This window comes from Streptomyces sp. NPDC103540, assembly GCF_055584445.1.
Genome location: NZ_JBVJMA010000007.1, coordinates 211,105 through 237,488 on the forward strand (window position 1 = coordinate 211,105; position 26,384 = coordinate 237,488).

Consider the following 26,384-nt stretch of genomic DNA (forward strand, 5'->3'; position numbering starts at 1 on the left):
GTTTCTCCTTACGGTGCATTCAACGACAGGCATAACTATGCACTACTCCGTATGTTTCGTCAATCGAGCCCCCGGGCCGTGTCGACACCACCCCTGACCTGCGCGAATAACCGGAGGCGCCGGCCCCCTCCCGCCGCCTACGCTCGACCGACGAACACGGGAGGGGCGAAAGATGGCCGCGACGAGGCGGGACCAGGTAGGGATCGGGCGGGCGGCGGCGGCAGCCGCGGAGCGGGGCGAGGCGGTGCGGGAGCACCTGGCCGCCCTCGACGGGCCCCACGCGTGGATCGAGTTCGACCAGGCCGTGCGCGCCACCTGGCGGTACGCCCGCGTCCCCGACGGCGCCCCCCTGGAGGTGCTCCTGTGCCACCCCGACGGGCGGGTCCGCGAGGCCTCCCTCGGCCTCGCGCACGCCACGCCGGAACCGGTGGCGATCCGCTGCGCCGACTGGGCCCCGCCGGTACGGGAACGGGCCCGACGGGTGCTGGAGGAGTTCCTGGAGCGGGACCCGCTCGCCACCCTCGTGACCCTGACCCCGCTCGTGCTGCGGCTCGGGCTGCGCGAACACGGCCGCTGGGCGGTGCTCCGCTTCGAGGAGGCGCTGCGGACGGCGGGTCCGGCGGCGTCGGCCGCGGTGCGGGCCTCGGCGGACCACTCGACCCGCCGGTTCGGCGTGCGCGCGGAGATCGCCGCGGGCCGGTTCGGCGTACGGGACCTCGCGCGCGAGGCCGCCGCCGAACGGGATCCGCTCACGGCCGCCCTGTGGGCCGACGCGGCACTGGCCGCCCGGTCCGCCGCCCCGGGGGCGCCCGACGAGGGCGCCGTCGACCTGCTGCTCGGCGGGCGCGTGGCGATGGTCCGGGCCTCGGGGGTGACGGCGCTGCGCGGCGCCGGGCGGGCCGCGGAGGCGCAGTCCTACCTCGGCGACCGCTCCGCGATGGTCCGGGCCTGCGCCCGGTGGGCGTCGCGGCAGGCCGGAGTGGACCCGGTGGTCCTCCTGCGCGCGCGGGTCGCGGATCGGGAGCGGGTCACCCCGGGCGAGGTCGGCGGCTTCGTCGAATGCGCCCGGCGGGACGACGCCGCGCCCGTCCTGCGGGAGCTGCTCGACCACCCCGAGGCGGGGGTGCGGGCGGCGGCCGTCGCCGGGCTCGCCGGCCTGGAGGCGGTCGAGCCCGCGCTGCTGTTCCCGCTGCTCGACGACCCGTCGGCGACCGTGGTCCGCCGGGTCGCACGCGCCCTGGACCCCGACGCCCCGCGCCTGGACGCCACCGCGCTCATGGTGCGGACGGGCCCGGACCGGCCGGCGGCCACCCGCCGGGCGGCGTTCCGGCTGCTGCTCGCGCGGGGCGGCCTCGACGGGATCCGGGCGGCCGTCGACCTCCTGGACGACGGGGACCCGGACCTGCGCGGCCTCGCCGAGGCGACGGTGCGCTCGTGGGAGCCGACGCACTTCACGGCCGCGGCGCCCCGCGAGGTGCTGGGCGGTCTCCTGTTGCGCTCCGCGCACGTCCTCGACCCGTACCGACTGGCCCTGCGGCTGGGTCGGTTGGGGCTCGGGGAGTGGAACCGCACTCCCCCGACCCGACCGCCGCACGGATAATCCGACCATGGGAAAACTCCACGACCGTATCGACGGCCGGCTGCGCGCTTTCATCGAGGAGCAGCCGATCTTCTTCACCGCGACCGCCCCGCTCTCCGGGGACGGTCACGTCAACCTCTCCCCCAAGGGCCGCGCGGGCACGCTCGTCGTCGTCGACGAGCACACCCTGGCGTACCTGGACTTCGGGGGCAGCGGCGCCGAGACCATCGCGCACGTCCGTGAGAACGGCCGCATCACGCTCGTGTGGTGCGCCTTCTCCGGCCCGCCCAACATCGTGCGCGTGCACGGCGAGGGCGAGGCGGTCTTCCGCGACGACCCGCGCTGGGCGGATCTGATCGCCCTGTTCGGGGAGGCGGACGGGCCGGCCGCCCGCGCCGTGATCGTGGTCCGCACCCGCCGGATCGCCGACGTGTGCGGGTACGCCGTCCCCTTCATGGAGTACCGGGGCGAACGCACCCTCCACGCGGAGCACTTCGGCCGCAAGAGCGACGAGGAGTTCGCCGAGTACTGCGAGCGCAAGGAACACGTCGGCAGCAGCCTCGACGGCCTGCCTGCGCTGCCGCTGCCCCTTCCGCCCCGTACCGTCTGACATGTGCTGCGTACCGCCCTGCTGACCGGCTCGCTGGTCCTCGCCGCCCTGCTCCCCTCCGGCCCCGCCGCCTTCGACCCCTTCCCCCTCGGCCCGCCGCCGTTGCCGCACCGCCTCGCCGACACCGGCGGCGGCAGCCAGCTGATCACCGCCGTCGCGCCCTCGCCCGGGGCCACGACGGGCCGGCTCACCTGGTGGGACCGCCGCGCCGGCCGCTGGTACGAGGCCGGCGGCGCGCCCGCCCGCTTCGGCGCGAAGGGGCTGGCCGAGGGGACGGGCCGGGTGCAGGGGACGAGCACCACCCCGACGGGCCTGTACGCACTGCCGTACGCCTTCGGCATCGCTCCGGCGCCGGCCGGGACGCGGTACGCCTACCGGCGGGTGACCCGGGATTCCTGGTGGTGCCAGGACAACGCCTCCGCGAGCTACAACCGCTGGGTGGAACCGCTGCCCTCCGACTGCGCGCCCGGCGAGGCCGAGCACCTGGTGACCTACCGGCGGCAGTACGCGCACGCGCTGGTCGTCGCCTTCAACTACGACCGGCCCGTACGCGGCCGGGGCGCGGGCATCTTCCTGCACGTCGACGGCAAGGGGGCGACGGCCGGTTGCGTCTCCGTCCCCGAACGGGCGATGCGCGCCCTGCTGCGCTGGGCCGACCCGCGCCGCCGCCCCCACCTGGCGATCGGCACCGAGGACGGCCCGTTGGCCGTGACCCGCTACTGAAGCCGGCGCGCCACGCGCGAAGGGCCCGCTCCGATCGGAGCGGGCCCTTCGTCGTGTCCTGGGCGTCCGGGCGGCGTGCCGCCGCGTCAGCCCTCCTTCTGCGCCAGCCTCAGCAGGTGGTCGGCCAGGGCCTGACCGCCCGCCGGATCACGGCTGATCAGCATCAGCGTGTCGTCGCCGGCGATCGTGCCGAGGATCTCGCGGAGTTCGGCCTGGTCGATCGCGGAGGCGAGGAACTGGGCCGCCCCCGGAGGGGTGCGCAGGACCACGAGGTTCGCGGAGGCCTCGGCGGAGATCAGCAGCTCCCCGGAGAGGCGTCGCATGCGCTCCTCCTTCGCCGACTCCCCGAGCGGGGCCTGCGGGGTGCGGAAGCCGCCCTCGCTGGGCACCGCGTAGATCAGCTCGCCGCCGGTGTTGCGGATCTTCACCGCCCCCAGCTCGTCGAGGTCGCGCGAGAGCGTCGCCTGGGTGACGCTCAACCCGTCGTCGGCGAGGAGCTTGGCCAGCTGGCTCTGGGAGCGGACCGGCTGCCGGTTGAGGATGTCCACGATCCGGCGGTGGCGGGCGGTGCGGGTCTGCGGAACGGACGGCCCGTTCTGCTCGTGTTCCTGCGCCTGACTCATCGTCGTCTCATTCTCCGGATCGTCCCGCCGCGTCGAGGATGCCGGGCAGCGCCCCGACGAACGCGTCGACCTCGGCCTCGGTGATGACGAACGGGGGCATCAGCCGCAGGACGTCGGGGGCGGGCGCGTTGACCAGGAATCCGGCTTCCTGAGCCGCCGACTGCGCCTTCTGCGCGAGCGGCTCCGTCAGCACGATACCCAGCAGCAGTCCGGAACCGCGGACGTGGGAGACCAGCGGATGACCGGAGCCCTCGATTCCGGAGCGCAGCCGTTCGCCGCGCGCCTTGACCCGCTCCAGCAGGCCGTCGGCCTCGATGGTGTCGATCACGGCGAGGCCGGCGGCGCAGGCGACCGGGTTCCCGCCGAAGGTGGTGCCGTGCTGGCCGGGCCGCAGCAGGTCGGCGGTCGGGCCGAAGGCGACCACGGCGCCGATCGGCAGGCCGCCGCCGAGGCCCTTGGCGAGGGTGACGAGATCGGGCTCGACGCCCTCGTGGGCCTGGTGCTCGAACCACTGGCCGCAGCGGCCGATGCCGGTCTGTACCTCGTCGAGGGCCAGCAGGGTCCCGGTGGCCCGGGTGATCTCGCGGGCGGCCTCCAGGTAGCCGGCGGGCGGGACGACGACGCCGTTCTCGCCCTGGATCGGCTCGATGAGGACGAGGGCCGTCTCCTCGGTGACGGCGGCCCGCAGGGCCTCCACGTCGCCGTACGGGACGTGGGTGACGTCACCGGGCAGCGGCAGGAAGGGGGTCTGCTTGGCCGGCTGGCCGGTGAGCGCGAGGGCGCCCATGGTCCGGCCGTGGAAGCCGCCTTGAGTGGCGACCATGTGGGTCCGCCCCGTCAGCCTGCCGATCTTGAAGGCGGCCTCGACGGCCTCCGCGCCGGAGTTGCAGAAGAACACCCGGCCCTCGCGGTCGAAGAGTTCGAGCAGCCGCTCGCCGAGCGCGAGGACGGGCTCGGAGGCGTAGAGGTTGGAGACGTGGCCGAGGGTGGCGACCTGCGCCGAGACGGCCTCGACGATCGCCGGGTGGGCGTGGCCGAGGGCGTTGACCGCGATGCCGCCGACGTAGTCGGTGTACTGCCTGCCGTCCGCGTCCCAGACCTGGGCGCCCGCGCCGCGGACGAGGGCCAGGGCCGGGGTGCCGTAGTTGTCGGTGAGCGCGCCGCGCCAGCGGGCGGCGTAGTCCTGGTTTCCGGTCATGCTCCGTCGCCTCCCTGTGCGTTCGGGTCCTGCGTGGTCGGGTCCTGTGCGGTCGGGCCCTGGTCGTCGGGCACGACCATGGTGCCGATGCCCTCGTCGGTGAAGATCTCCAGCAGGATCGAGTGCTGCACCCGGCCGTCGATGACGCGGGCGGTGCCGACGCCGCCGCGCACGGCGTGCAGGCAGCCCTCCATCTTGGGGACCATGCCGCTGGACAGCTCGGGCAGCAGCTTCTCCAGCTCGCTCACGGTGAGCCGGCTGATGACCTCGTCGCTGTCGGGCCAGTCCGCGTAGAGGCCCTCGACGTCGGTGAGGACCATCAGCGTCTCGGCGCCGAGCGCGGCGGCGAGCGCCGCGGCGGCGGTGTCGGCGTTCACGTTGTAGACGTGGCCGTCGTCCGCGCTGCGGGCGATCGAGGAGATGACCGGGATGCGGCCGTCCGCGAGGAGGGCCTCGATCGCGCCGGTGTCGATGGCGGTGATCTCGCCGACCCGCCCGATGTCGACGCGCTCGCCCTCGATCTCCGGGGTGTGCTTGGTCGCGGTGATGGTGTGGGCGTCCTCGCCGGTCAGGCCGACCGCGAGGGGGCCGTGCTGGTTGAGCAGGCCGACCAGCTCGCGCTGGACCTGCCCCGCCAGGACCATCCGTACGACGTCCATGGCCTCCGGGGTGGTGACCCGCAGCCCGGCCTTGAACTCGCTGACCAGGCCCTGCTTGTCGAGCTGGGCGTTGATCTGCGGGCCGCCGCCGTGGACCACGACGGGCCGCAGGCCGGCCTGCCGCAGGAAGACCACGTCCTGGGCGAAGGCCGCCTTCAGGTCCTCGTCGATCATGGCGTTGCCGCCGAACTTGATGACGACGATCTTTCCGTTGTGCCGGGTGAGCCAGGGCAGCGCCTCGATGAGGATCTCGGCCTTGGGCAGCGCGGTGTGCTTCCTCGCGGCGGTCACGAGCTGTACGCGCTGTTCTCGTGGACGTACTCGGCGGTCAGGTCGTTCGCCCAGATCACGGCGGACGCGGAGCCGGTCGACAGGTCGGCGGTGATGCGCACCTCGCGGTCCTTCATCGAGACGAGGTCGCGGTCCTCGCCGACCGAGCCGTTGCGGCAGACCCAGACGTCGTTGATGGCGACGTTCAGTCGGTCCGGGTCGAAGGCGGCCCGGGTGGTGCCGATCGCCGAGAGCACGCGGCCCCAGTTGGGGTCCTCGCCGTGGATGGCGCACTTGAGCAGGTTGTTGCGGGCGATGGAACGACCGACCTCGACGGCGTCGTCCTCGCTCGCCGCGCCGATCACCTCGATGCGGATGTCCTTGCTCGCCCCCTCGGCGTCGCCGATGAGCTGACGGGCGAGGTCGTCGCAGACGGTCCGGACGGCCTCCGCGAACTCCTCGTACACCGGTACGTGGCCGGAGGCGCCGGAGGCGAGCAGCAGCACGGTGTCGTTGGTGGACATGCAGCCGTCGGAGTCGACCCGGTCGAAGGTGGTGCGGGTGGCGTCGCGCAGGGCCTTGTCGAGGTCGGCCGCGTCCAGGTCCGCGTCCGTGGTGAGGACGACCAGCATGGTGGCCAGGCCCGGGGCGAGCATGCCCGCGCCCTTGGCCATGCCGCCCACCGTCCAGCCGCCGCGCGAGACGGTGGCGGTCTTGTGGACGGTGTCGGTGGTCTTGATGGCAATGGCCGCGGCCTCGCCGCCGTCGGCGCTCAGGGCGGCGGCGGCCGTCTCGACGCCGGGCAGCAGCCTGTCCATGGGGAGCAGGACGCCGATCAGCCCGGTGGAGGCCACCGCGATCTCGCCGGCGTTGTGCTCGGCGCCGTCGCCCCGACCGCTCAGGACCTCGGCGACCTTCTCGGCCGTGGCGTGGGTGTCCTGGAAGCCCTTGGGGCCGGTGCAGGCGTTGGCGCCGCCGGAGTTGAGGACGACCGCGCTGACGGTTCCGCCGCGCAGGACCTGCTCGGACCAGTGGACGGGAGCGGCCTTGACGCGGTTGGAGGTGAAGACGCCCGCGGCGGCCAGTCGCGGGCCGTGGTTGACCACGAGGGCCAGGTCCGGGTTGCCGTTCGCCTTGATCCCGGCGGCGATGCCCGCCGCCGTGAATCCCTGTGCTGCCGTGACGCTCACGACGACTCCTTGTTCGCTTCTCCGCCCGCGCGGCGTGCCGGTGCGGTCCTCATCGTCGTCCGCGGCCCGGTGGCCGCGCGTGCGACGCTCACGGGGCCACTCCGATCGAGGAGAGACCCAGCGCCTCGGGCAGCCCGAGGGCGATGTTCATGCTCTGCACCGCGCCGCCCGCGGTGCCCTTGGTGAGGTTGTCGATCGCGCTGATGGCGATGATCCGCCCGACGGACTCGTCGTAGGCGACCTGGAGGTGCACGGCGTTCGAGCCGTACACGGCCTTGGTGGTGGGCCACGTGCCCGCCGGCAGCAGCCGGACGAACGGCTCGTCGGCGTACGCCTTCTCGTACGCGGCGCGCAGCGATTCGGCGGTGGTGCCGGGGCGGGCCTTGGCCGAGCAGGTGGCGAGGATGCCGCGCGGCATGGGCACGAGGTTCGCGGTGAAGGAGACGGCGACCCGCTCCCCGGCGAGCGGGGAGAGGTTCTGCACCATCTCCGGGGTGTGGCGGTGGACGCCGCCGACGCCGTACGGGGTGACGGTGCCCATGACCTCGGAGCCGAGCAGGTGCGGCTTGAGGGACTTGCCCGCGCCGGAGGTGCCGGTGGCCGCGACGATGACGGCCTCGGGTTCGGCGAGGCCGGCCTGGTAGGCGGGGTAGAGCGCCAGGGAGACGGCGGTCGGGAAGCAGCCGGGTACGGCGACGCGCCTGGAGCCCTCCAGCGCGGCGCGCCCGCCGGGCAGCTCGGGCAGGCCGTAGGGCCAGGTCCCGGCGTGCGGGGCGCCGTAGAATGCGTCCCAGTCGGCGGAGTCCTTCAGCCGGTGGTCGGCGCCCATGTCGATGACGAGGACCTCGTCGCCCAGCCGGGCCGCGACGGCCGCGGACTGCCCGTGGGGCAGTGCGAGGAAGACCACGTCGTGTCCGGCGAGGACCTCGGGGGTGGTCGCCTCCAGCGTGCGGTCCGCGAGGGGGACCAGGTGCGGCTGGAGTTCGCCGAAGGGCTGGCCCGCGTTGGAGTGGCCGGTGAGCGCGCCGATCTCCACCTCGGGGTGCGAGAGCAGCAGGCGCAGGACCTCACCGCCCGCGTATCCGCTCGCTCCGGCCACCGCTACACGTACCACCATCGGACCTCCTCCTCGATGGCATGACTATACGTATCTCTGCACTTTTATGCAAAGCCCTGTTCCTCGGAATCCCCCCGGGCACACCCGCCGACGGCTCCGCTCGACGGCAGTCAGCCGGCGGCGTTCCTGCGGGCGCGGAAGGTCGCGGCCTTGGTGCGATTCTGACAGGCCGTGGAGCAGAACTGGCGCGCGGTGTTGCGGGAGTTGTCGACGTAGACGCGATCGCACCGGTGCGCCTGGCAGACGCCGAGCCGGCTCGCGAGGCCCCCGCCGACCGCCAGGGCCAGCGCGGTGGCGCAGCCCGCGCCGACCCCCGCCGCGAAGGAGTCGTCGGGGCCGTGGAAGTGCAGGTTCCAGCCCACGCCGCCGGCGCGGTCGAGCCTCGGCCGGGCCGCGGTGTCGCGCAGCAGGTCGTTGACCACCTCGGCGGCGGCGTCCACCCGCCCCTCCTGCACGGCCCGGAAGACCTCGCGCATGCTCCGCGCCGTCACCGCCAGACGGTCGGCCTGTTCGGTGTCGACGGCGCGCGCCAGGGCGGCCGTGCCGGTGTGCGGCACGGCCGCGTCGACGGCCATCACCCGCTCGGGCCCGCGCGGCGCGAGGTAGTCGCGCCCCCGGGCCTCACCGTCGGTGAGCGCGTTCACCAGCGCGACGGCGTGTTCCAACAACACCGCCACGTGACTGTCGAACATCACTTGACCAGTCACCCCTTCGAAGAATAGTTTCCGTACCTGACATTAGCCGATTCGACAGTTACGGGAGAGGTGGCCGGCATGCCGCGGACCGTATGGCTGCTGGTGGTGGCGCGGGCGATCAACCGGCTCGGCGCCTTCTCCCTGTCCTTCCTGACCGTCCTGATCACCACGGAGCACGGGGCGAGCGCCACGACCGCCGGGGCGCTCTCGGCGGCCTTCGGGCTCGCGACGATCCCCTCCCGGCTCCTCGGCGGTCGCCTCGCCGCCCGGCTCGGGCGCCGCCGCACGATCGTGCTCGGTCTCGCGGGGTGCGGCCTCGCGCAGCTGGGCATCGCCGCCGCCGACTCCCTGGCCGCCGTGGCGGCGTACGCGGTCCTGCTCGGCCTGGCCTTCGAGCTGTACGAACCGCCGAGCCAGGCGATCATCGCCGACACCGTCGCCCCCGAGGAGCGGGTGCGGGCGTACGGCCTCCTCAACGCCGCGCTCGCCGTCGGCGGAACGGGAGCCGGACTGATCGCGGCGGGCGTGGGCCGGTGGGACCTGCGGTGGCTGTTCGTCGTCGACGCGCTGACCTGCCTGCTCTGCGCGCTGGTGGTCCGCCTCGCGCTGCCCGCCGACCCCACCCGCCGCCCGGTCGACCTCCGCGGCGCGGACGCCCGACCCGTCCGCCCGTGGCGGGACCGCGCCCTGTGGGCCATGTTCCTCTCGGGCACCGTCTTCGCCCTCGTCGCGATGCAGATCGTGATGGCGCTTCCGCTCACCCTCGACCGCCGCGGCCTGGCGCCCGCGGACGCCGGGCTGCTGTTCACCGCCTCGGCCCTGACCATCGTCGCGGCGCAACCGGCCCTGCGCCTGCGCCGCGTCGCCGCGCTGGGCACCCCCGCCGCCCTCGCCCTCGGGCACGCGCTGATCGCGATCGGCCTGGCCGGCTACGCCGCCGCGCGCACCCTGCCGGTGTTCGTGATCGCCACCGCCGTCTGGAGCCTGGGCGACGTGCTCGTCATGGGCCGCGTCCTCGGCGTGGTGGCCGATCTGGCGCCACCCGGGGGCACCGACCGCTACCTCGCCGCGTACGGCGTCACCTGGGGCGTCGCCACCGTGGCCGCCCCCGTCACCGCGACGCAGCTGCTGGAACGCGCGGGCGTCGCCCCCCTGTGGGGGGTCACGGCCCTGCTGTGCCTGGCCCTGGCCGCCGCGCACCTCCTCCTCGTCGGACCCGTGGTCGGCGCGCGCACCGGGGCGCCGCGCCCGACCCCGAGCGCGGCGTGAGCCGATCCCCGCTCAGCGCCACCACCAGAAGCCGGGCAGGGCCACGATCGCCGCCGTCAGCAGGACCCCCGCCCCGAAGACCACCGGGGCCGCCGCCGGACGTCGACGCGGATCGGCGCAGGCCGCGGCCCACAGCAACGGCACCGACGGGGCGAAGGTCCACAGGCCGATCAGGCTCCCGACGAGGATCCACGGCACGAGCGCGGCTCCCGCGACCGCGGCGGCCCCCACGAACGCCGCCCGGCGGCGGTGGAGGAACAGCGGCAGCGCCACGACGGCCGCGGTGCACGCGATCAGCACCCCGTACCCGCGACCGTCCACGAACCGGGCGAAGCCGATCGCGGGCGGCAGCGGAGCCAGGACGGCGGCGACCACCAGGGCGAGCTGCCAGGGGTGGGCCCGGCCGCGGGGCCACACGCGCGCGCCGCGTCCCGCCCTCGACCGTCGGCGCGCGCCGATCGACACGACGGATTCCATGGCCACCCCCTCCACCCCGCCCGATTGAACGCGTTCAACCTACCTCAGGCGGTGGCGGACCCATACGTTCGGCTCCACGTAGACCGCGTAGCCGCGCTCCGGTTCGCAGTGCACCGGCACGAGCGCCCCCGGCACGCGCACCGGTCCCGCCGTGTCGAAGGGCAGTCCGGTCCATTCCCGCCACTGCGCGAGCGAGCCGCTGACCGTCATCGACACCGGGGCCACCGAGTCGATGACGCCCCCGGCGCGCACGTGGACCCGTAGCCACGGGTCGTGGGGAAGGCCGTCCCCGCGGGTGCGGTACGCGTACTCCTCCATCGGCGCGTCCGGCTCGGCGGGCTTGCCGTTGGGCCGGACCGGGGCGACCAGCTCCGCGAACCCGGCCGCGCGGACGCTCTCGCGCATGGCGGCGAGCATCCGCCCCGAGAGCCCCCGACCCTGCCGGTCGGTGGCGACGCTGATCTCGATGGCGCTGACCGTGTCCGGCAGCACCCCGCGCCGTCGGTCGGAGAACGCCCACATCAAGACCGCGTCCCAGCCGTTCGCCGGCAGCGTCCCGCCCCGCTCCTCGGTGTGCAGGGCGAAGGGCAGGGCGAAGCCCCGGGCCACGACCGCGTCCCCGTCGGTCGCGATCCAGACGTACTCCGGGAACTCGGCGACGATGCGGGGGTAGAGCAGCCAGGCGAGCGCGTCCTCGCCGGAGAACGCCGGCCAGGAGTCCCGCATGTCCCAGATCCGGGAGGCCAGTTCGGGGCGGTCCGCGAGGGTGGTGATCACCGGGTCGCCGCCGGCGGTCGGGGTGGTGGGGACGGTCGGCATGATCATGGCCGCAGGCTAGCCGGCGCCCCTCGACGGCCTCAACCGGGTTTACGGGCCCCCGCGTCGACGGCCGGCCGGGCCCGACGCGCGGGCCCCGACACCCGGGTCCGGCGCCCGGCGTCCGGCGTCCGGATCAGGCCTCCGGATCAGGCCTCCGCCGTGGCGCGCAGCCGCTGGACGGCCTCCACCAGGTCGGCCGGGCCGGCCACCCCGGCGAAGCTCAGCCGCACGTGGGGGGCGGGCGGCTCCGCGCAGAAGTAGGGGCGGCCGGGCGTGACCGCGACGCCGGCGCGCAGGGCGGCCGCGGCGAACGTCGCGTCGTCCCCGCCCCCGCCCGGCCTGACCCACAACTGGTAGCCGCCGCAGGGCAGGTGGGGCAGCTCCACCCCGGGCAGTTCCCGGCGCAGGGCCCCCGCCAGCACGTCGCGGCGGTGACGCAGTTCGGCGGCCACGGCCCGCAGGTGGCGCGGCCAGGCGGGACTTCCCACCAGTTCGAGGGCGGCCTCCTGGAGCGGCCGGGGCACGAAGAAGAAGTCGACGACCTGGATGGCGCGCAGCCGGTCCAGCACCGGCCCCCGGGCGGCGAGGGCTCCGACCCGCAGGCTGGGCGAGGTGGCCTTGGTGAGCGAGCGGACGTGCACGACGACTCCGTCGGTGTCCTCGGCGGCGAGGGTGGCGGGCAGCGGTCCCGCGTCCTCGTGGGCCAGGGAGCGCGCGTAGTCGTCCTCGACGACGAAGGCCCCGGCGGCGCGGGCGATCCTCAGCACCTCGGTCCGGCGCGCGGCGGAGAGCACCGCGCCGGTCGGGTTCTGGAACAGCGGCTGGCACACGAAGACCCGCGCCCCCGTGGCCTCGAAGGCGGCGGCCAGCAGTTCCGGCCGGACCCCCTCGGAGTCCACCGGCACCGGGACCGGGCGACAGCCGGAGGCACGGGCGATGGAGAGCAGTCCGGGGTACGTGGGGGACTCGACCAGGATCGGGGCCCCCGGCGGGGCCAGCGCCCGTACGGCGGTGGTGAGGGCGCTCTGGCCGCCCGCGGCGATGAGGACGTCGGCGGCCCCCAGGGAACCCGCGGGTCCGCCGATCTCCCGGGCGAACCAGTCCCGCAGCTCCGTCAGCCCCTCCATGGGCGGCCGCCCCCAGGCCCCGGGACGGCGGCCGGCCCGGGCCAGGGCGGCGGCCATCGCCCGCTCGGGCTGGAGGGAGGGGTGCAGGTAGCCGCCGTTGAGCTCGATCACCCCGGGGGGCGGCGCGGTCAGGGAGGCGAGGACGCCGGTGGCGTCCACGGAGCGCGGGACGACCTCGCCGACGCCTTCGGCGCTGAGGGCGACCTCCTGCCAGGACGTGTCCCCGCGGTCGGGATCCGCCGTGCGCGGCCGGGCCCGGTAGACGCCGGCGCCGGGCCGGGTGACGACCAGCCCCTCGGCGGCGAGCTGCGCGAGGGCCCGCGAGACGGTCACCGGACTCACCCGGTAGCGCTCCACCAGGGCCCGGCTGGAGGGGAGCTTTCCATCCACCGGATAGCGGTCCAGTTCGGACCGCAGAGATTCTGCCAGCTCCGCCACACTGCTACGCTCGTACATGACAGCACAGAATAGCGCTACTCCCTCCGGCACGATAGCGGTGCGGGGACGGTCCGCGACCGCCCTCCCGCTCGGCGGGACCTCGGCCGCCGCCGCGCGGACCGACGCCACGGGGTCCGACGCCGCCGGGACCAGCGCCCGCGGCGGCACCCTCCTCGCCGCGCTCGGCGTCGTCGCCTTCTCGCTGACCTTCCCCGCCACCGCCTGGGGCCTGGAGAGCTTCGGCCCCTGGTCGCTGGTCTCCCTGCGCAGCGTGCTCGCCGCCGCCATCGCGGCCGGGTTCCTGCTCGCCGCGCGGGTGGCACCGCCGCGCCGCGAGCACCGCCTGGGGCTGGCCGTCGTCGCCGGCGGGGTGGTGGTCGGCTTCCCCCTGCTGACCACTCTCGCCCTGCGCACCTCGACGACCTCGCACGCGGCCGTCGTCGTCGGCCTGTTGCCGCTCACCACCGCCGCGCTCTCCGCCCTGCGCACCGGCGTGCGCCCGTCGGGCCGCTTCTGGGCGGCGGCCGTCGCCGGGGCGGTGGTCGTGCTGGCCTTCGCGCTCCACCAGAGCGGCGGCGCCCCGTCGGTGGGCGACCTCTACCTCCTCGGCGCGCTCCTGGTGTGCGCGGCCGGCTACACCGAGGGCGCCCGGCTGGCCCGGGAGATGCCGGGCTGGCAGGTGATCGGCTGGGCCCTGGTGGGGTGCCTGCCGCTGACGGTGGCCGGCTCCGCGCTCGGGCTCGCGTACGAGCCGGTGCACCTGACCGCCCACGGGGTGATCGGCCTGGTGTGGGCGGCGGCCGGGTCCACCTTCCTCGGGCTCTACGTCTGGTACCGCGGGATGGCCGCCATCGGGGCCCCGCGCGCCAGCCAGCTCCAGCTGGCCCAGCCCCTGCTGACCCTGGTCTGGTCGGTGGCGCTGCTCGGCGAGCACCTGACCCCGGCGGCCCCGGCCGCCGCCTGCGCGGTCCTCGTCTGCATCGCCGTGACCCAGCGGGTCAAATAAGGGCGAACGGCCCTAAACTGCTATCACCGGATCGGACCGGATCGGACCGTCACCGAGGAGGCCAGTCATGCGCGCGACCGAGGGCGACCAGCTGGTGCAGCACGGCCGGATCGTCGGCCAACACGACAAGGTGGGCGAGATCACCCAGGTCCTGGGCGAGAACGGAACACCCCCGTACCGGGTCCGCTTCGAGGACGGCCACGAAGCCCTGATGGCGCCCGGACCCGACTGCGTGGTCCGGCACCCCTCCGAGCCCCGGCACTGAACGCCCGGACCCCGGCACCGGACGCCGGTCCCCGACCCTTCCCCGGGCCGGGGACCGCGCGCCGCACCCCCGACGCCGCGCCCCCGTCGTGACGGGGCCCTCGGCGTGACGGGCCTTCAGCGCGGCGGGGCCGTCGCCCGGTAGTGGTCGGCGACCACCCGGTCCATCGCGCCGTTGCGGTCCGCCGCCAGGTGCGACGCCGAGAAGTAGGAGTGCCCGCGGACCTCCGGGTACCGCTTGGCGAAGGTCAGGTGCCGGGACAGCTCCGCCGGGTCGCGCCAGGCGGCCGTCGGGCTCTGCGCGTCGCAGCGGTACAGGGCCTCCCCCACGTAGAGGTCGACGCCCGTGCCGCGCACCGTCTTCGCCCACCACGGCACGATCGCCGCGTAGTCGGCGGTCGGGTGGCCGATGTGCCAGTACGCCTGGGGGGCGATGTAGTCGAGCCAGCCCTCCTTGACCCACTTGCGGGTGTCCGCGTAGAGGTCGTCGTACGTGGACACGCCCGCCCGGGTCGGGGATCCGTTCGGGTCCACGTCGTCGCCCCGCCACACCGCGAAGGGACTGACGCCGAACCGGGCCGTCGGCCGGATGCGGCGGACCTCGGCGGACATCTCCCGCACGAGCGCGTCGATGTTGGCGCGCCGCCAGTGCGCCCGGGAGGCGTACGCGCCGCCGTGACGCGCGTACGCCGCGTCGTCGTCGAAGCGCGCGCCGCCGACCGGGTACGGGTAGAAGTAGTCGTCCAGGTGGGCCCCGTCGATCGGGTAGCGGGAGACCGCGTCGAGCATCGCGCGCTGCACGAAGGCGCGGACCTCCGGCAGTCCGGGGTTGTAGTAGAGCTTGCCGCCGTAGGGCACGGTCCAGTCGCGGTTCCTGCGCGCCGGGTGGGAGGCGACCAGCCGTCCGGGATCGGTGTGGTTGGCCACGCGGTACGGGTTGAACCAGGCGTGCAGCTCCAGACCCCGACGGTGCGCCTCCTCGACCGCCACGCCCAGCGGGTCCCAGCCCGGGTCGCGGCCCTGCGTCCCGCTGAGCCACTGCGACCAGGGCTCGTGCGGGGAGGGCCACAGCGCGTCGGCCGCCGGGCGCACCTGGAGGATCACCGCGTTGAGCCGGCGCTCCACGGCGGCGTCGAGGAAGGCCGTCAGCTCGTCGCGCTGCTGCCGCGCGGAGCGTCCGGCCTGGGAGGGCCAGTCCACGTTCTGTACGGTGGCGATCCACATCGCCCTGAATTCCGGCGTCGTCGCCCCGGCCGGACCCGCCCGTTCCGGGGCCGCGGCCGGACCCTCCGACGCGGAGGCCTCCCCGCCGAGCCCCGCGACCGCCGTCGCCGCCAACGCTCCCGCCGCTCCGGCCAGCAGCCCACGCCGTCCGATGTACGTCATGTGACGAATCAACTCCGCTCCGTGACAATGCCTCGCGTGGGCCCAGCATGCCCGCCCCGGCCCGCCCGACACGCCGAGGACGGGGGTAACGTCGGGGGGCGTGGCGGGCGCCGGAACGCAGTTACCACTGCACAGCACGGGGGACCCGCGATGGATGAGCTGCGAAAGGCACGACGTGACGGACCTCTCTACCCTCCCGACCGACATCGCACGGGTCGGCGTGGTGGGCTGCGGCCAGATGGGCGCGGGCATCGCCGAGGTGTGCGCCCGCAGCGGTCTGGAGGTGAAGGTCGCCGAGACCACCGGCGAGGCGCTGGAGATCGGGCGCACCCGCCTGCACAACTCGCTGACCAAGGCCGCCGAACGCGGCAAGATCACCGAAGAGGAGCGGGACGCCACCCTGGCCCGCCTCACCTTCACCACCGACCTCGGCGAGTTCGCCGACCGTGACCTCGTCATCGAGGCGGTCGTCGAGAACGAACAGGTCAAGACGGAGATCTTCCAGGTTCTCGACCAGGTGATCACCCGCCCGGACGCGATCCTCGCCTCCAACACCTCCTCGATCCCGCTGGTCAAGCTGGCCGTCGCGACCTCGCGGCCGGACCAGGTCATCGGCATCCACTTCTTCAACCCGGCCCCGGTGCAGAAGCTCGTCGAGCTGATCCCGGCGCTGACCACCGGCGAGGAGACCGTCAAGCGGGCCGAGGCCCTGGTGCGGGACGTGCTGGGCAAGCACGCCGTCCGCGCCCAGGACCGGTCCGGGTTCGTCGTCAACGCGCTCCTCGTCCCGTACCTGCTGTCCGCGATCCGGATGTTCGAGTCCGGCATCGCGAGCCGCGAGGACATCGACAACGGCATGGAGCTGGGCTGCGCCCACCCGATGGGCCCGCTCAAGCTGTCGGACCTGATCGGACTGGACACCATCGTCTCGATCGCCGACTCCATGTACGCCGAGTACAAGGAGCCGCTGTACGCCGCTCCCCCGCTGCTCCAGCGCATGGTCGACGCCGGCCGCCTGGGCCGCAAGACGGGCTCGGGCTTCTACCCGTACGGCTGACACCCCCGGAGCCCGGGCCCGCTCCGGGCCTAGCCGAGCCGCAGGTGACGCAGCAGGAGCAGCCCGGCCGCCATGTTGGCGGCCGGGACCTCCCCGCGCGCGATCAGGTCGGGCACCGACTTGAGCGGCACCCACGCCCGCCGCGAGGACTCGAACGCGTCCTCGGGCGGGCCGACGTACGTCGCCTCCTCGGACCAGTAGAGGTGGTGGCGGGCGTCGGTCAACCCGTTCGAGGGTTCCACCGTCATCAGCCGGCGCAGCGGGCCCGGCCGCCAGCCGGACTCCTCCTCCATCTCCCGGGCCGCCGCCGCCTCGACGGACTCGCCGTCCTCGACCACCCCGGCGGGCAACTCCCAGCCCCAGCTGTCGGTGATGAACCGGTGGCGCCACAGCAGCAGCACCTCGTCGGCCTCGTTGACGGCCGTGGCGACGGCGACCGGCCGCAGCCGGATCACGAAGTGGTCCAGGTGCCGCCCGTCGGGAAGCTCCACGTCCGCCAGGTTCACGTCGAACCAGCGGTTCTTGTACACGGTCTGCTCACTCAGGTTCATCCACTGCACGGTCGTGCCACCTTCCGCATCCGTTGGTGGCAACATGGCAGCAGTCCGAGCCCTCAGAGGGGAACGCGCAGCGCCTCGTCGATGAGCCGCGCGGTCTCCTCCGCGCCCGCCCGACCGCTGGTCAGCACCTGTTCGCGGACCGTCCGGAGCCGGTCGCGCAGGCGCAGCGACTCCATCCCCTTGGCCCGTTCCGCCATCTCCGCCGCCGACACCGCCGCCCGGTCCGCCTCGCCCTGGCGCAGCTGGATCTCGCAGAGCATCGCCAACCGGTGCACCCGGCCCCGGTCGTGCGCCGGGGCCGAGGCCGCCTCGGCGGCCTGCGCGTGCGCGGCGTCCAACTCGCCGAGGCTGAGCAGCGCCTCGGCCACCTGGACGTTGACCAGCCCGGGTTGTACGTAGCCCGTCTCGTCGGGCTCGGCGCCGGGCCGGATCCGCGCGGCCGCGGCCTCGGCGCTGCGGATGCAGGCCAACGCGGCCGCGGTGTCGCCGAGTCGGGCGTACGCCTTGGCCTGCATCGCGTACAGGTCCGCGGCCAGCGCCGGGGTGGTGTGCCGGCCGGCGGCCCGCAGCGCGGCCTCGGCGAAGGCGACGGCCTGGCGGAACTCCCGCAGGTGCAGGGACTGGTTGACCAACAGGGCGATCACGTAGGCGCCGAGGCCCCGGTCCCCGCTGGCCTTGGCCAGGCGCAGGGCCTGGTGGAAGTAGCGCTGGGCGAGACCGTGGGCGTCGGAGTCGTAGGCGCAGATCCCCGCGACGGCCACCAGGGAGCCCGTGGCCCGGTGCAACAGCCGGCCGAGGTCGTCGGGGTAGCTGCCGCGCAGCAGCGGCGCGGTCTCGCTGCCGAGGAAGCGCACGATGCGGGCGCGGGTGGCCACGCCGCCGGCGCGGCGGTACATCAGCTCGTAGTGGGCCCGGGCGGCGCGCAGGATCTCGATGTGCTCGGGGCCGACGCGCAGCGGGCCGGCGCGGGACACGTCGGCGTCCTCGGGCGGGTTCTCCCACTCCCACACGGGGATCACGGCCGGGGTGCCCGTGACCGCCTCGGCGGTGAGCCGGTCGGAGCGGCCGAGTTCGTCGGAGCGCCACAGGGCGGTCGCCCGGTCGACGAAGCCGCCGATCCGGTTGGCGTGCGCGCCCGTCTGGCCGGGGATCCCGAGGCCGATGTCGTCGAGGGCGACGGTCCGGCGCAGGCGTCCGCCCAGCACCTCGCAGATCAGGTCGGGGACCTGGCCGCGCGGGCGTTGGCCCTTCAACCAGCGGGATACCGCGGTGTGTTCGTAGCGCAGTGCCAGTCCGCGGGTGCGGCCCGCCTGGTTCACGTGCGCGGCGAGTCCGGCGTGGGACATGCCCGCCTCGGCGAGGAGGGCGTCGAGCAGGGCGTTGGGCTGCATGGGCCCCTCCAAGGGCTCGTCGGAATCAGGCTAGTGGGTGCGCGCTTCACACGGGGTGTGAATGCAGTACGCGCATAAATGCGATCCGCACCCTGCCCGGGGAGGGCCTTGCGGCGGTTCACTGAAGAGCCTCGCCAATGAGGCCGCTCGGGTCGTCGGCTCCCCCTCGTACAGTGCGACGACCCGGCACACCGCGCCGCCCGCCTTGCTGTCTGCCCGACACTCCATGGCAGGCGGGCGGCGCGCGCAGCGGCTCCCTCGGGCCCCGGTTGGTCGCCGGGACCCGACCGGAGCCGGGCCACGTCCGCACCGGGTCCGTCCACCGGCCCGGTGCGGACCGGCACCCGCCGGACCGGGCGGGTACGGCCGGACCGGTTCAGGGCCGGCGCGGCCGTACCGGGCCCCCGCACCGGATCCCCACCGGAGCGGACGGTCAGGGGCGGTCGTTGCGCAGCACGAGCAGGGCGACGTCGTCGGTGATCCTGCCCCCCGTGTGGCGCAGCAACGCGGCGTGCACGCCCGCCACCAGCCGGGCGGGCGTGGACGCCGGCGTCCGGGCCAGGACCCGGCCCAGCGGGAAGAACCGGCCGTGGCGGTCGCGGGCGTCCTCCGCCCCGTCGGTGTGCAGCACCAGCACCTCGCCCGCGGCGAGTTCCCCGCAGGGCCGCGGTCGCAGGTCGTGCGGCAGGGGCAGCACCCCCAGCGGCGGCAACACCTCGCCGCCCACCAGCCGGCTCACCCCCACCGGCTCGCCGGGGCCCGGGGCCGCGGAGCCCCCGGGCCCCGGAGCCCCGTACGGTTCGCCGACGGGCGCGCGCCACCCGCTCCAGGGCCCCGCCAGACGCGCGGCCCCGGCCCCGCAGGGTTCGCGGTGCGGCAGCGGGGCCGGCGGCGGGGAGACCGGTGCCGGCGCGTGAGGCGGGCGCGGGCCGATCCGGTACGGCCAGGGGTGGCCGCAGTTGAGGGCGGACACGGAGCCGTCCGCGCCGATCTGGAGCAGCAGCAGCGTCACGAACTCCTCGCCCGCCGGGGGCTCCGGCTCGCCGGGCCGGAGCGCCGGCTGCTCGGTGCGGGCCCGCTCGCGCAGGTACCGCTGGAGGGAGCGCTCCATGCGGCGCAGCACCCCGGCCGGCGAGGGTTCGTCGTACGCCGCCTCGCGGAAGGATCCGAGGACGGCGGCGGCGGCCCCCAGCGCGGGGAGCCCGTGGCCCCGCACGTCGCCGATGAGCACCCGCACCCCGTACGCCGTCGACACGGCCTCGTACAGGTCCCCGCCGACCGAGGCGCCCCGGCTCGCCGACAGCTGGGCGGCGGAGACGGTGAGGCCCTCGATCCGGGCGGGCAACGGCCGCAGCAGCACGCGTTGGGTGGCTGCGGCGATCTCCCGCGAGCGCCGCAGTTCGACGGCCAGGCCCCGACGGACGTGCAGGGCGCACCCCGTGGCGAACAGCAGGAACGCCGCGCAGGTGGCCAGGCCGGACCCCAGCGACCCGGAGGAGGACAGCTCCCAGGACACCGCGGCGCCGCCCCAGGCGAGGACGCACACCCGGCGCAGCCGGTGCCTCCGCCCGCGCGTGATCATCCGTAGGACACTCCCCTTCCGGCCGTACGGCCGGAACGATTGTGTCGACCTCACGACGTACCGGACACGGGTCGTCGGCGTTCTCACCCGAACGAGTGAGGGGGCACGCCCGGTGGTCCGGGCGTGCCCCCTCGTCAGGGCTCTACGGCGGGATCCTCACGGCCCGCCGCCGGGCGCTCACGCGCCCCGCAGCACCGCCCCGGTCCGCTCGCCGGCCAGGGCCACCGCCGCGTCGCGGGCGGCCGTGGACTCCTCGGCCGTCAGCGTGCGGTCGGGCGCCCGGAAGCGCAGCGCGTAGGCCAGGGACTTCTTGCCCTCGCCGACCTGCTCGCCGGTGAACACGTCGAACAGCCGCAGGGACTCCAGCAGTTCGCCCGCGCCGGCGCGCAGCGCGGACTCGACGGAGGCCGCCGGGACGGAGGCGTCGACGATCAGCGCGACGTCCTGGGTCGCCACCGGGAAGGAGGAGATCCGGGGCGCCCGCAGGGCCTCGCCGCCGGCCGCCGCGAGGAGGTCGAGGTCGAGCTCCATGGCGCTGGTCCGGGCGGGCAGGCCCAGGGCCTTGACCACGCGGGGGTGCAGCTCGCCGGCGTGGCCGACGACCGTCTCCGCCCCGTCCAGGGTGACGACGAGCTCGGCGCACCGGCCCGGGTGCCAGGGACCGTACTGCCCCTGGCGCACGACCAGTTCGGCGCCGGCCTCGGCGGCCAGGTCGCGGGCGGCCTGGATCGCGTCGGCCCAGTCGGCCGGGCGGCCCTTGCCCCACCAACCGGCCTGCTCGCGGGCACCGGCCAGCACGACCGCGGCGTACCGCGGCTGCGCGGGCAGGGCCGCGTCCAGGCCGGCGATCTCCTCGTCCGTGGGACGCCGGTCGACGGGCAGGCGTACGGCGACGCCCGGCTGCCCGGCGGCCCGGAAGACCGAACCGGTCTCGAAGAGCGCGAGGTCGTGGCTGCCCCGGCTGTCGTTGCGGCGCAGCGCGCCGAGCAGACCCGGCAGCAGCGTGGTGCGCAGCGCCGGCTCCTCGTCGGAGAGCGGGTTGACGAGGCGCACGACCCGGCGGGCGGCGTCGTCGGCGGGCAGCTGGAGCTGGTCGAAGACGCCCTCCCCGATGAAGGGGTAGCTGAGCGCCTCGACGTAGCCGGCGCCGGCGAGCGCGCGGCCGACCCGGCGGTGCAGCTGCTGGCGGGCGGTCAGACCGCGACCGGAGGGCACCTGCGGGAGGGTGGACGGGAGGTTCCCGTAGCCCTCCAGGCGGATGACCTCCTCGGCGAGGTCGTTGGGCTCGGCGAGGTCGGGCCGCCACGAGGGGACGGTGACGACGAGCTCGTCCTGGCCGTAGACGTCGCAGCCGATCTCCTGGAGGCGGCGCACGACGGTCTCGCGGCCGTACTCCATGCCCGCGACGCGGTCCGGGTGGTCCGCGCGCATGGCGATGCTGCGCGGGGCGCCCGGGGCGATCAGCTCGGTGACGCCCGCCTCGGCGGTACCGCCGGCGAGGAGCACGAGGAGGTCGACGGTGCGCTGCGCGGCGGCGGCCGCGGCCTGCGGGTCGACGCCCCGCTCGAAGCGCTTGGAGGCCTCGGAGGAGAGCTTCAGGCGACGGGCGGTGCGCGAGATCGACACGGAGTCGAAGTGCGCGGCCTCGATGACGACGTCCGTGGTGCCCGTGACCAGACCGGTCTCGGGGTCGGTCACGGAGTCGGCGATCTCGGTGTTCGCGCCGCCCATGACACCGGCGAGCCCGATCGGGCCGCTGTTGTCGGTGATCACCAGGTCCTCGGCGTCGAGCGTGCGCTTGACCCCGTCGAGGGTGGTGAACTTCTCGCCCTGCTCCGCGCGCCGGACGCCGATCGCGCCGTCGAGGCGGGAGCGGTCGTAGGCGTGCAGCGGCTGGCCGAGCTCCAGCATCACGTAGTTGGTGACGTCGACGGCCAGCGAGATCGGGCGCATGCCCGCCTTCTGGAGGCGGCGCGTGAGCCAGATCGGGGAGCGGGCCTCGGGGTCGAGACCGGTCACGGTGCGGGCGGTGAAGCGGTCGCAACCGGCCGGGTCGTCGACCTTGACGAGGTAGCCGTAGGAGTTGGGCGCCGGGACGTCGATCAGCGCCGGGTCGCGCAGCGGCAGGCCGTAGGCGGTGGCGGCCTCGCGGGCCACACCGCGCAGGGACATGCAGTAGCCGCGGTCCGGGGTGATGTCGATGTCGAGGACCTCGTCGACGAGCTGGAGCAGCTCGATCGCGTCGGTGCCGACCTCGTACTCCGGCGGCAGCACGATGATGCCGTGCGTGCCGTCGTCGCCCATGCCCAGCTCCTCGCCGGAGCAGATCATGCCGTGCGAGGTCTTGCCGTAGGTCTTGCGCGAGGCGATCGCGAAGTCGCCGGGCAGGACGGCGCCGGGCAGGACCACGACGACCTTGTCGCCGACGGCGAAGTTCCGGGCGCCGCAGACGATCTCCTGCGGCTCGCCGGTGCCGTTGGCCGCGCCGACGTCGACGGTGCAGAAACGGATCGGCTTGCGGAAGCCCTCGAGCTCCTCGATGGTCAGCACCTGGCCGACGACGAGGGGGCCCTTCAGGCCGGCGCCGAGCGTCTCGACGGTCTCGACCTCCAGGCCGGCGTCGACCAGCTTGGCGGCCACGTCGCGGCCGGTCTCACCCGCGGGCAGGTCGACGTACTCCCGCAGCCAGGAAAGCGGGACGCGCATCAGATCTCACTCCCGAACGGCCGGGTGAAACGCACGTCACCCTCGACCATGTCTCGCATGTCTTCAACGTTGTGACGGAACATCAGCATCCGCTCGATGCCGAAGCCGAAGGCGAAGCCGCTGTACTTCTCCGGGTCGACGCCGCAGGCGACGAGCACCTTCGGGTTGACCATGCCGCAGCCGCCGAGCTCGATCCAGCCCTCGCTGGAGCAGGTGCGGCAGGGGCGGTCGGGGTTGCCCACCGAGGCGCCGCGGCAGACGTAGCACTGCATGTCCATCTCGGCGGACGGCTCGGTGAAGGGGAAGAAGTGCGGGCGCAGGCGCGTGGTGGTGCCCTCGCCGAACAGCTCCTGGACCATGTGGTCCATGGTGCCCTTGAGGTCCGCCATGGTCAGGCCCTCGTCCACGGCGAGCAGCTCGACCTGGTGGAAGACGGGCGTGTGCGTCGCGTCGAGCTCGTCCGTGCGGTACACGCGGCCGGGGCAGACGATGTACACGGGGGGCTTGCGCTCCAGCAGCGAGCGCGCCTGCACCGGGGAGGTGTGGGTGCGCAGCACGACGCCGGACTCGTCGCCCTCGGTGCCCTCGGGGCCCTTGACGAAGAACGTGTCCTGCATCTGGCGCGCCGGGTGGTCGGGCGTGAAGTTGAGGGCGTCGAAGTTGAACCACTCCGCCTCGACCTCGGGGCCTTCCGCGACCTCGTAGCCCATGGCCACGAAGATGTCCGCGATGCGGTCCATCAGCGTGGTCAGGGGGTGGCGGGCGCCGGCGGGCACGCGGTCGTGGGGCAGCGTGACGTCCACGGCCTCCTCGACCAGCACCCGCTCGTCGCGCTCGGCCTCCAGCTCGACCGTGCGGGCCCCGAAGGCCTTGTTCACGGCGCCGCGGGCCTGTCCGACGCGCTTGCCCGCCTCGGCCTTGGCCTGGGGCGGCAGGGCGCCGATCTCGCGGTTGGCGAGCGCCAGGGGCGAGCGGTCGCCCATGTGCGCGGTCTTCGCCTCGCGGAGCTCGTCGAGGTCACCCGCGGAGGCGAAGGCGGCGAGCGCCTCGTCCCGCATGCGCTCGATCTCTTCCGGTTTCAGTGCCTCGACCTCGACAGGGTCGTACGACTTGTTCGGTGCCGACATCTCTTCCCGTACTTCCGATGGCTGGCTGGTGGGTCCCCGTACGACTCGGCACGCGGACACAAAGGTGCCAAAGGACGAGTCTAAAGGTCGACGGGGGTGGAGGAGCCCGTGGGCCGCCTGGCGAGACTCTCCGCAGGGTTACTGGGTGAGGTAGGCCGGCGCGCTCACGGGCAGGATAAATCGGAATTCGGCGCCGCCTCCGGGGCCCCGGCCGACGGTGATGGTGCCGCCGTGGGCCTCCACGATGCCCTTGACGATGTACAGGCCCAGGCCGGTGCCGCCGCGCTTGCTCCCCCGCCAGAAGCGGGTGAAGACGCGGGCCATCGACTCCTCGGGGATCCCGGGGCCTTCGTCGGTCACGGTGACGGCGGTTCCCTTCTCGTGCGGCGACACGTCGATGGTGACCGTTCCGTCCCCGTGGCGCACCGCATTTTCGAGCAGGTTGCCCAGGATCTGGTCGATCTTGTCCGGGTCGGCCCAGCAGTCCGGCAGCGGCCTGCTGACCCGTACGAGGAACCGCTCGGGGGCCTGGCCGTTGGCGGTGAGCGCCTGGACGTGCCGGCCCACGGCCGCGGCGAGGTCCACCGGCTGCCGGCGCACCTCCAGGCGACCGGAGTCGATGCGGGAGATGTCGAGGAGTTCGGCGATCAGCCGCGTGACGCGGTTGGCGTCGGCGTCGACGGTCTCCAGCATCAGCCGTTTCTGGTCGTCGGTGAACCGCTCCCACTTCGCGAGGAGGGTCGCGGTGAACCCCTTCACGGAGGTCAGCGGCGAGCGCAGCTCGTGGGCGACCGTCGCGATCAGTTCGGCGTGGCTGCGCTCGGTGCGGCGGCGGGCCTCGGTGCCGCGCAGCGTGACCACGAGGCGGCGCACCGGGCCGGTGGGGTGGGCGCGCACGTACCGGGCGGAGACCAGGACCTCGCGGCCCCCGGGGAGCAGCAGGTTGCGCTCGGGCTGGCCGCGTCGGGTGGCGAGCCCCCCGTAGGGGTCCGTCAGCGCCCACCAGCGGCGGCCTTCGAGGTCCTCCAGCGGCAGGGCCCGGTCGATGCGGGCGCCGAGGGCCCGCGCGGGGTCGGTGGCGGTCATCCGGGCGGCGGCCCGGTTGAAGCAGATGACCCGGCCGTCGTGGTCGGCGATGACGAGCCCGTCGGGCAGGTCGTCGGGGTCGATCAGCCCGAGGTCGGCCGGCGACGTACGACCGGACCCGTCCTCGGCGGCGACCGTACGGGTCCGCGCGCCCGCGCCGCGGCCGCGCGGGGCCCCCTCGCCGCCCGGGGCGCGCCGGGCCGCGGCCGGGGCCTGCGGCGGGACACCGCGCAGGGCGTCGGGAACGGTGGCCGGGTCCGGTGCGGGCGGCACGGGGAACCCTGCGTCGAGGGGCCCGGGGGTGTCCCGGAGTCCTTCCCCGGCCGCGTCCGCGGCTCCCGCGGCCCCCGGCGAGCTGTTCGTACCGACGGTCATGTCCCCGTACCCCACATCTCCGAGGAGCGCAGTGACTCCCGGGCGGACACCCTACTAGCTGGGGGTCACGGAGCGGCACCCTCCGGGCGCCCGCTGTGCACGGGCGGACGCGTAGAGGCACACGGCGGCGGCCGTCGCGAGGTTCAGGCTCTCCGCCTTGCCGTGGATCGGGACGCGCACGACGGCGTCGGCGAGCGCCCGGGTCTCCTCGGGCAGGCCCCAGGCCTCGTTGCCGAAGACCCAGGCCGAGGGGCCGCCCATCGTGCCCGCGTCCAGCTCGGCGTCGAGGTCGTCCGTGCCGGCCCCGTCGGCGGCGAGGATGCGCACGCCGGCCGCCCGCAGCCCCGCCACGGCCTGCTCGACCGGGACGCCGACGGCCACCGGGAGGTGGAAGAGGGAACCGACGGAGGCGCGCACCGACTTGGGGTTGTACAGGTCGACGGAGGCGTCGGTGAGCACGACCGCGTCGGCGCCGGCGGCGTCCGCGCAGCGCAGGACCGTACCGGCGTTGCCGGGGTCGCGGACGTGCGCGAGGACGGCCACCAGCTTCGGGCCGGCCTTGAGGATCTCCTCGAACGGCGAGTCCAGGAAGTGGCAGACGCCGACCAGGCCCTGGGGGGTCACGGTCTGCGAGACCTCGGCGAGGACCTCGTCGGAGGCGTGGTGGACGCGGGCGCCGGCCAGCAGCGCGGCCTCGACGATGTCGGCGTAGCGCTCGGCTGCCTCGACGGTGGCGAACAGCTCGATCAGGGTCGCGCCCTGCGCCCCGCGGTGCTCGACGGCCTCCCGGACGGCCTGCGGGCCCTCGGCGATGAACCGCCGCTCCTTGGTGCGGAAGTTGCGCCGCGCGAGGCGCCTGGCGGCGGCCACCCGCGGGGATCGGGGGGAGATCAGCTCGTCGGCGTAACCCATGTGTCTGCGGTTCTCTTTCGAAGGTTCCGGGGCCCGGGGGCGCGGCGGGGCCGGGTGGGGCCGGGCGTGGGGCGTGAAGCACACCGGGGGTGGGGCGCAAAGCACACGGACCCGCAGGCGAATCGCCTGCGGGTCCGT

The 26,384-nt window shown here is 74.7% G+C and carries 24 protein-coding genes; 7 read left to right on the top strand and 17 right to left on the bottom strand.

The window, feature by feature from the left end; translation table 11 throughout:
* The first annotated feature begins 172 nt into the window (after positions 1 to 172).
* From ACZ6ZI_RS18880 to ACZ6ZI_RS18890, 3 genes are read left to right on the top strand one after another with little or no spacing between them, the layout of a single operon-like run.
* Positions 173 to 1,600, top strand: coding sequence for a hypothetical protein (locus ACZ6ZI_RS18880; RefSeq protein WP_469522002.1), 1,428 nt, complete (start codon positions 173 to 175; stop codon positions 1,598 to 1,600).
* Positions 1,601 to 1,607: 7 nt separating this feature from the next.
* Positions 1,608 to 2,189 (top strand): pyridoxamine 5'-phosphate oxidase family protein, encoded by a 582-nt coding sequence (locus ACZ6ZI_RS18885; RefSeq protein WP_469522005.1) that lies wholly within the window; start codon positions 1,608 to 1,610, stop codon positions 2,187 to 2,189.
* A 6-nt stretch (positions 2,190 to 2,195) separates the two neighbouring features.
* Positions 2,196 to 2,912 carry a L,D-transpeptidase family protein gene (locus ACZ6ZI_RS18890; protein WP_469522433.1) on the top strand — a complete coding sequence of 239 codons (717 nt, stop codon included), beginning with the start codon at positions 2,196 to 2,198 and terminating at the stop codon, positions 2,910 to 2,912.
* 86 nt (positions 2,913 to 2,998) lie between these two features.
* Here the strand turns inward: ACZ6ZI_RS18890 and ACZ6ZI_RS18895 are convergent, their stop codons facing one another.
* From ACZ6ZI_RS18895 to ACZ6ZI_RS18920, 6 genes are all read right to left on the bottom strand, one after another.
* The gene (locus ACZ6ZI_RS18895) at positions 2,999 to 3,535 is read right to left on the bottom strand and encodes an arginine repressor (protein WP_030294431.1); all 537 of its coding nucleotides are present in this window, start codon (positions 3,533 to 3,535) and stop codon (positions 2,999 to 3,001) included.
* A 7-nt stretch (positions 3,536 to 3,542) separates the two neighbouring features.
* Positions 3,543 to 4,733, bottom strand: a complete 1,191-nt coding sequence (locus ACZ6ZI_RS18900; RefSeq protein ID WP_469522008.1) for an acetylornithine transaminase — start codon at positions 4,731 to 4,733, stop codon at positions 3,543 to 3,545.
* Positions 4,730 to 5,683, bottom strand: coding sequence for an acetylglutamate kinase (gene argB, locus ACZ6ZI_RS18905; protein ID WP_469522010.1), 954 nt, complete (start codon positions 5,681 to 5,683; stop codon positions 4,730 to 4,732). Before argB ends, ACZ6ZI_RS18900 begins: the two co-directional genes overlap by 4 nt.
* Complete coding sequence (argJ, locus tag ACZ6ZI_RS18910; protein WP_469522013.1) at positions 5,680 to 6,852, bottom strand: bifunctional glutamate N-acetyltransferase/amino-acid acetyltransferase ArgJ; 1,173 nt, start codon at positions 6,850 to 6,852, stop codon at positions 5,680 to 5,682. Before argJ ends, argB begins: the two co-directional genes overlap by 4 nt.
* 88 nt (positions 6,853 to 6,940) lie before the next feature.
* Positions 6,941 to 7,969: an N-acetyl-gamma-glutamyl-phosphate reductase gene (argC, locus tag ACZ6ZI_RS18915; RefSeq protein WP_469522015.1), complete on the bottom strand. Its 1,029-nt coding sequence runs from the start codon at positions 7,967 to 7,969 to the stop codon at positions 6,941 to 6,943.
* Between the two features lie 110 nt (positions 7,970 to 8,079).
* Positions 8,080 to 8,661 carry a CGNR zinc finger domain-containing protein gene (locus tag ACZ6ZI_RS18920; protein ID WP_469522018.1) on the bottom strand — a complete coding sequence of 194 codons (582 nt, stop codon included), beginning with the start codon at positions 8,659 to 8,661 and terminating at the stop codon, positions 8,080 to 8,082.
* Between the two features lie 81 nt (positions 8,662 to 8,742).
* On the opposite strand from ACZ6ZI_RS18920, the gene ACZ6ZI_RS18925 reads away from it, so the two are divergent.
* Positions 8,743 to 9,933 (top strand): MFS transporter, encoded by a 1,191-nt coding sequence (locus ACZ6ZI_RS18925; RefSeq protein WP_469522019.1) that lies wholly within the window; start codon positions 8,743 to 8,745, stop codon positions 9,931 to 9,933.
* Between the two features lie 12 nt (positions 9,934 to 9,945).
* On the opposite strand, the gene ACZ6ZI_RS18930 is transcribed toward ACZ6ZI_RS18925, so the two are convergent.
* The 3 genes from ACZ6ZI_RS18930 to ACZ6ZI_RS18940 form a co-directional block, all read right to left on the bottom strand.
* Entirely contained in the window at positions 9,946 to 10,410 is a 465-nt protein-coding gene (locus tag ACZ6ZI_RS18930) for a hypothetical protein (protein WP_469522021.1), read from the bottom strand.
* 39 nt (positions 10,411 to 10,449) lie between these two features.
* Complete coding sequence (locus tag ACZ6ZI_RS18935; RefSeq protein ID WP_469522436.1) at positions 10,450 to 11,229, bottom strand: N-acetyltransferase; 780 nt, start codon at positions 11,227 to 11,229, stop codon at positions 10,450 to 10,452.
* Between the two features lie 146 nt (positions 11,230 to 11,375).
* Positions 11,376 to 12,812, bottom strand: a complete 1,437-nt coding sequence (locus tag ACZ6ZI_RS18940; protein ID WP_469522024.1) for an aminotransferase-like domain-containing protein — start codon at positions 12,810 to 12,812, stop codon at positions 11,376 to 11,378.
* On the opposite strand from ACZ6ZI_RS18940, the gene ACZ6ZI_RS18945 reads away from it, so the two are divergent.
* Both ACZ6ZI_RS18945 and ACZ6ZI_RS18950 read left to right on the top strand, forming a co-directional pair.
* Complete coding sequence (locus ACZ6ZI_RS18945; RefSeq protein ID WP_469522027.1) at positions 12,811 to 13,800, top strand: DMT family transporter; 990 nt, start codon at positions 12,811 to 12,813, stop codon at positions 13,798 to 13,800. The genes ACZ6ZI_RS18940 and ACZ6ZI_RS18945 overlap by 2 nt on opposite strands.
* Positions 13,801 to 13,867: 67 nt before the next feature.
* Entirely contained in the window at positions 13,868 to 14,065 is a 198-nt protein-coding gene (locus ACZ6ZI_RS18950; RefSeq protein ID WP_363061048.1) for a DUF1918 domain-containing protein, read from the top strand.
* 116 nt (positions 14,066 to 14,181) lie between these two features.
* Here the strand turns inward: ACZ6ZI_RS18950 and ACZ6ZI_RS18955 are convergent, their stop codons facing one another.
* Positions 14,182 to 15,450, bottom strand: coding sequence for a glycoside hydrolase family 10-like protein (locus ACZ6ZI_RS18955; RefSeq protein ID WP_469522031.1), 1,269 nt, complete (start codon positions 15,448 to 15,450; stop codon positions 14,182 to 14,184).
* Positions 15,451 to 15,604: 154 nt separating this feature from the next.
* On the opposite strand from ACZ6ZI_RS18955, the gene ACZ6ZI_RS18960 reads away from it, so the two are divergent.
* The gene (locus ACZ6ZI_RS18960; RefSeq protein ID WP_363061052.1) at positions 15,605 to 16,507 is read left to right on the top strand and encodes a 3-hydroxybutyryl-CoA dehydrogenase; all 903 of its coding nucleotides are present in this window, start codon (positions 15,605 to 15,607) and stop codon (positions 16,505 to 16,507) included.
* 29 nt (positions 16,508 to 16,536) lie between these two features.
* On the opposite strand, the gene ACZ6ZI_RS18965 is transcribed toward ACZ6ZI_RS18960, so the two are convergent.
* The 7 genes from ACZ6ZI_RS18965 to ACZ6ZI_RS18995 all read right to left on the bottom strand — a co-directional run bounded on the left by ACZ6ZI_RS18965 (position 16,537) and on the right by ACZ6ZI_RS18995 (position 26,246).
* Positions 16,537 to 17,067, bottom strand: a complete 531-nt coding sequence (locus ACZ6ZI_RS18965; RefSeq protein ID WP_469522034.1) for an NUDIX domain-containing protein — start codon at positions 17,065 to 17,067, stop codon at positions 16,537 to 16,539.
* 53 nt (positions 17,068 to 17,120) lie between these two features.
* Positions 17,121 to 18,458 carry a transcriptional regulator gene (locus tag ACZ6ZI_RS18970; protein ID WP_469522037.1) on the bottom strand — a complete coding sequence of 446 codons (1,338 nt, stop codon included), beginning with the start codon at positions 18,456 to 18,458 and terminating at the stop codon, positions 17,121 to 17,123.
* 433 nt (positions 18,459 to 18,891) lie between these two features.
* Positions 18,892 to 20,040: a PP2C family protein-serine/threonine phosphatase gene (locus ACZ6ZI_RS18975; protein ID WP_469522039.1), complete on the bottom strand. Its 1,149-nt coding sequence runs from the start codon at positions 20,038 to 20,040 to the stop codon at positions 18,892 to 18,894.
* 177 nt (positions 20,041 to 20,217) lie between these two features.
* A complete protein-coding gene (gene pheT / locus ACZ6ZI_RS18980) occupies positions 20,218 to 22,746 on the bottom strand; it encodes a phenylalanine--tRNA ligase subunit beta (RefSeq protein WP_469522042.1) in 2,529 nt (842 codons plus the stop codon).
* Positions 22,746 to 23,873, bottom strand: a complete 1,128-nt coding sequence (gene pheS, locus ACZ6ZI_RS18985) for a phenylalanine--tRNA ligase subunit alpha (RefSeq protein ID WP_469522045.1) — start codon at positions 23,871 to 23,873, stop codon at positions 22,746 to 22,748. Before pheS ends, pheT begins: the two co-directional genes overlap by 1 nt.
* A 138-nt stretch (positions 23,874 to 24,011) precedes the next feature.
* On the bottom strand, positions 24,012 to 25,334 hold the full coding sequence (locus ACZ6ZI_RS18990; protein ID WP_469522046.1) for a sensor histidine kinase: 1,323 nt from the start codon (positions 25,332 to 25,334) through the stop codon (positions 24,012 to 24,014).
* 54 nt (positions 25,335 to 25,388) lie between these two features.
* On the bottom strand, positions 25,389 to 26,246 hold the full coding sequence (locus tag ACZ6ZI_RS18995) for a TrmH family RNA methyltransferase (protein ID WP_363061066.1): 858 nt from the start codon (positions 26,244 to 26,246) through the stop codon (positions 25,389 to 25,391).
* Positions 26,247 to 26,384: the final 138 nt, after the last annotated feature.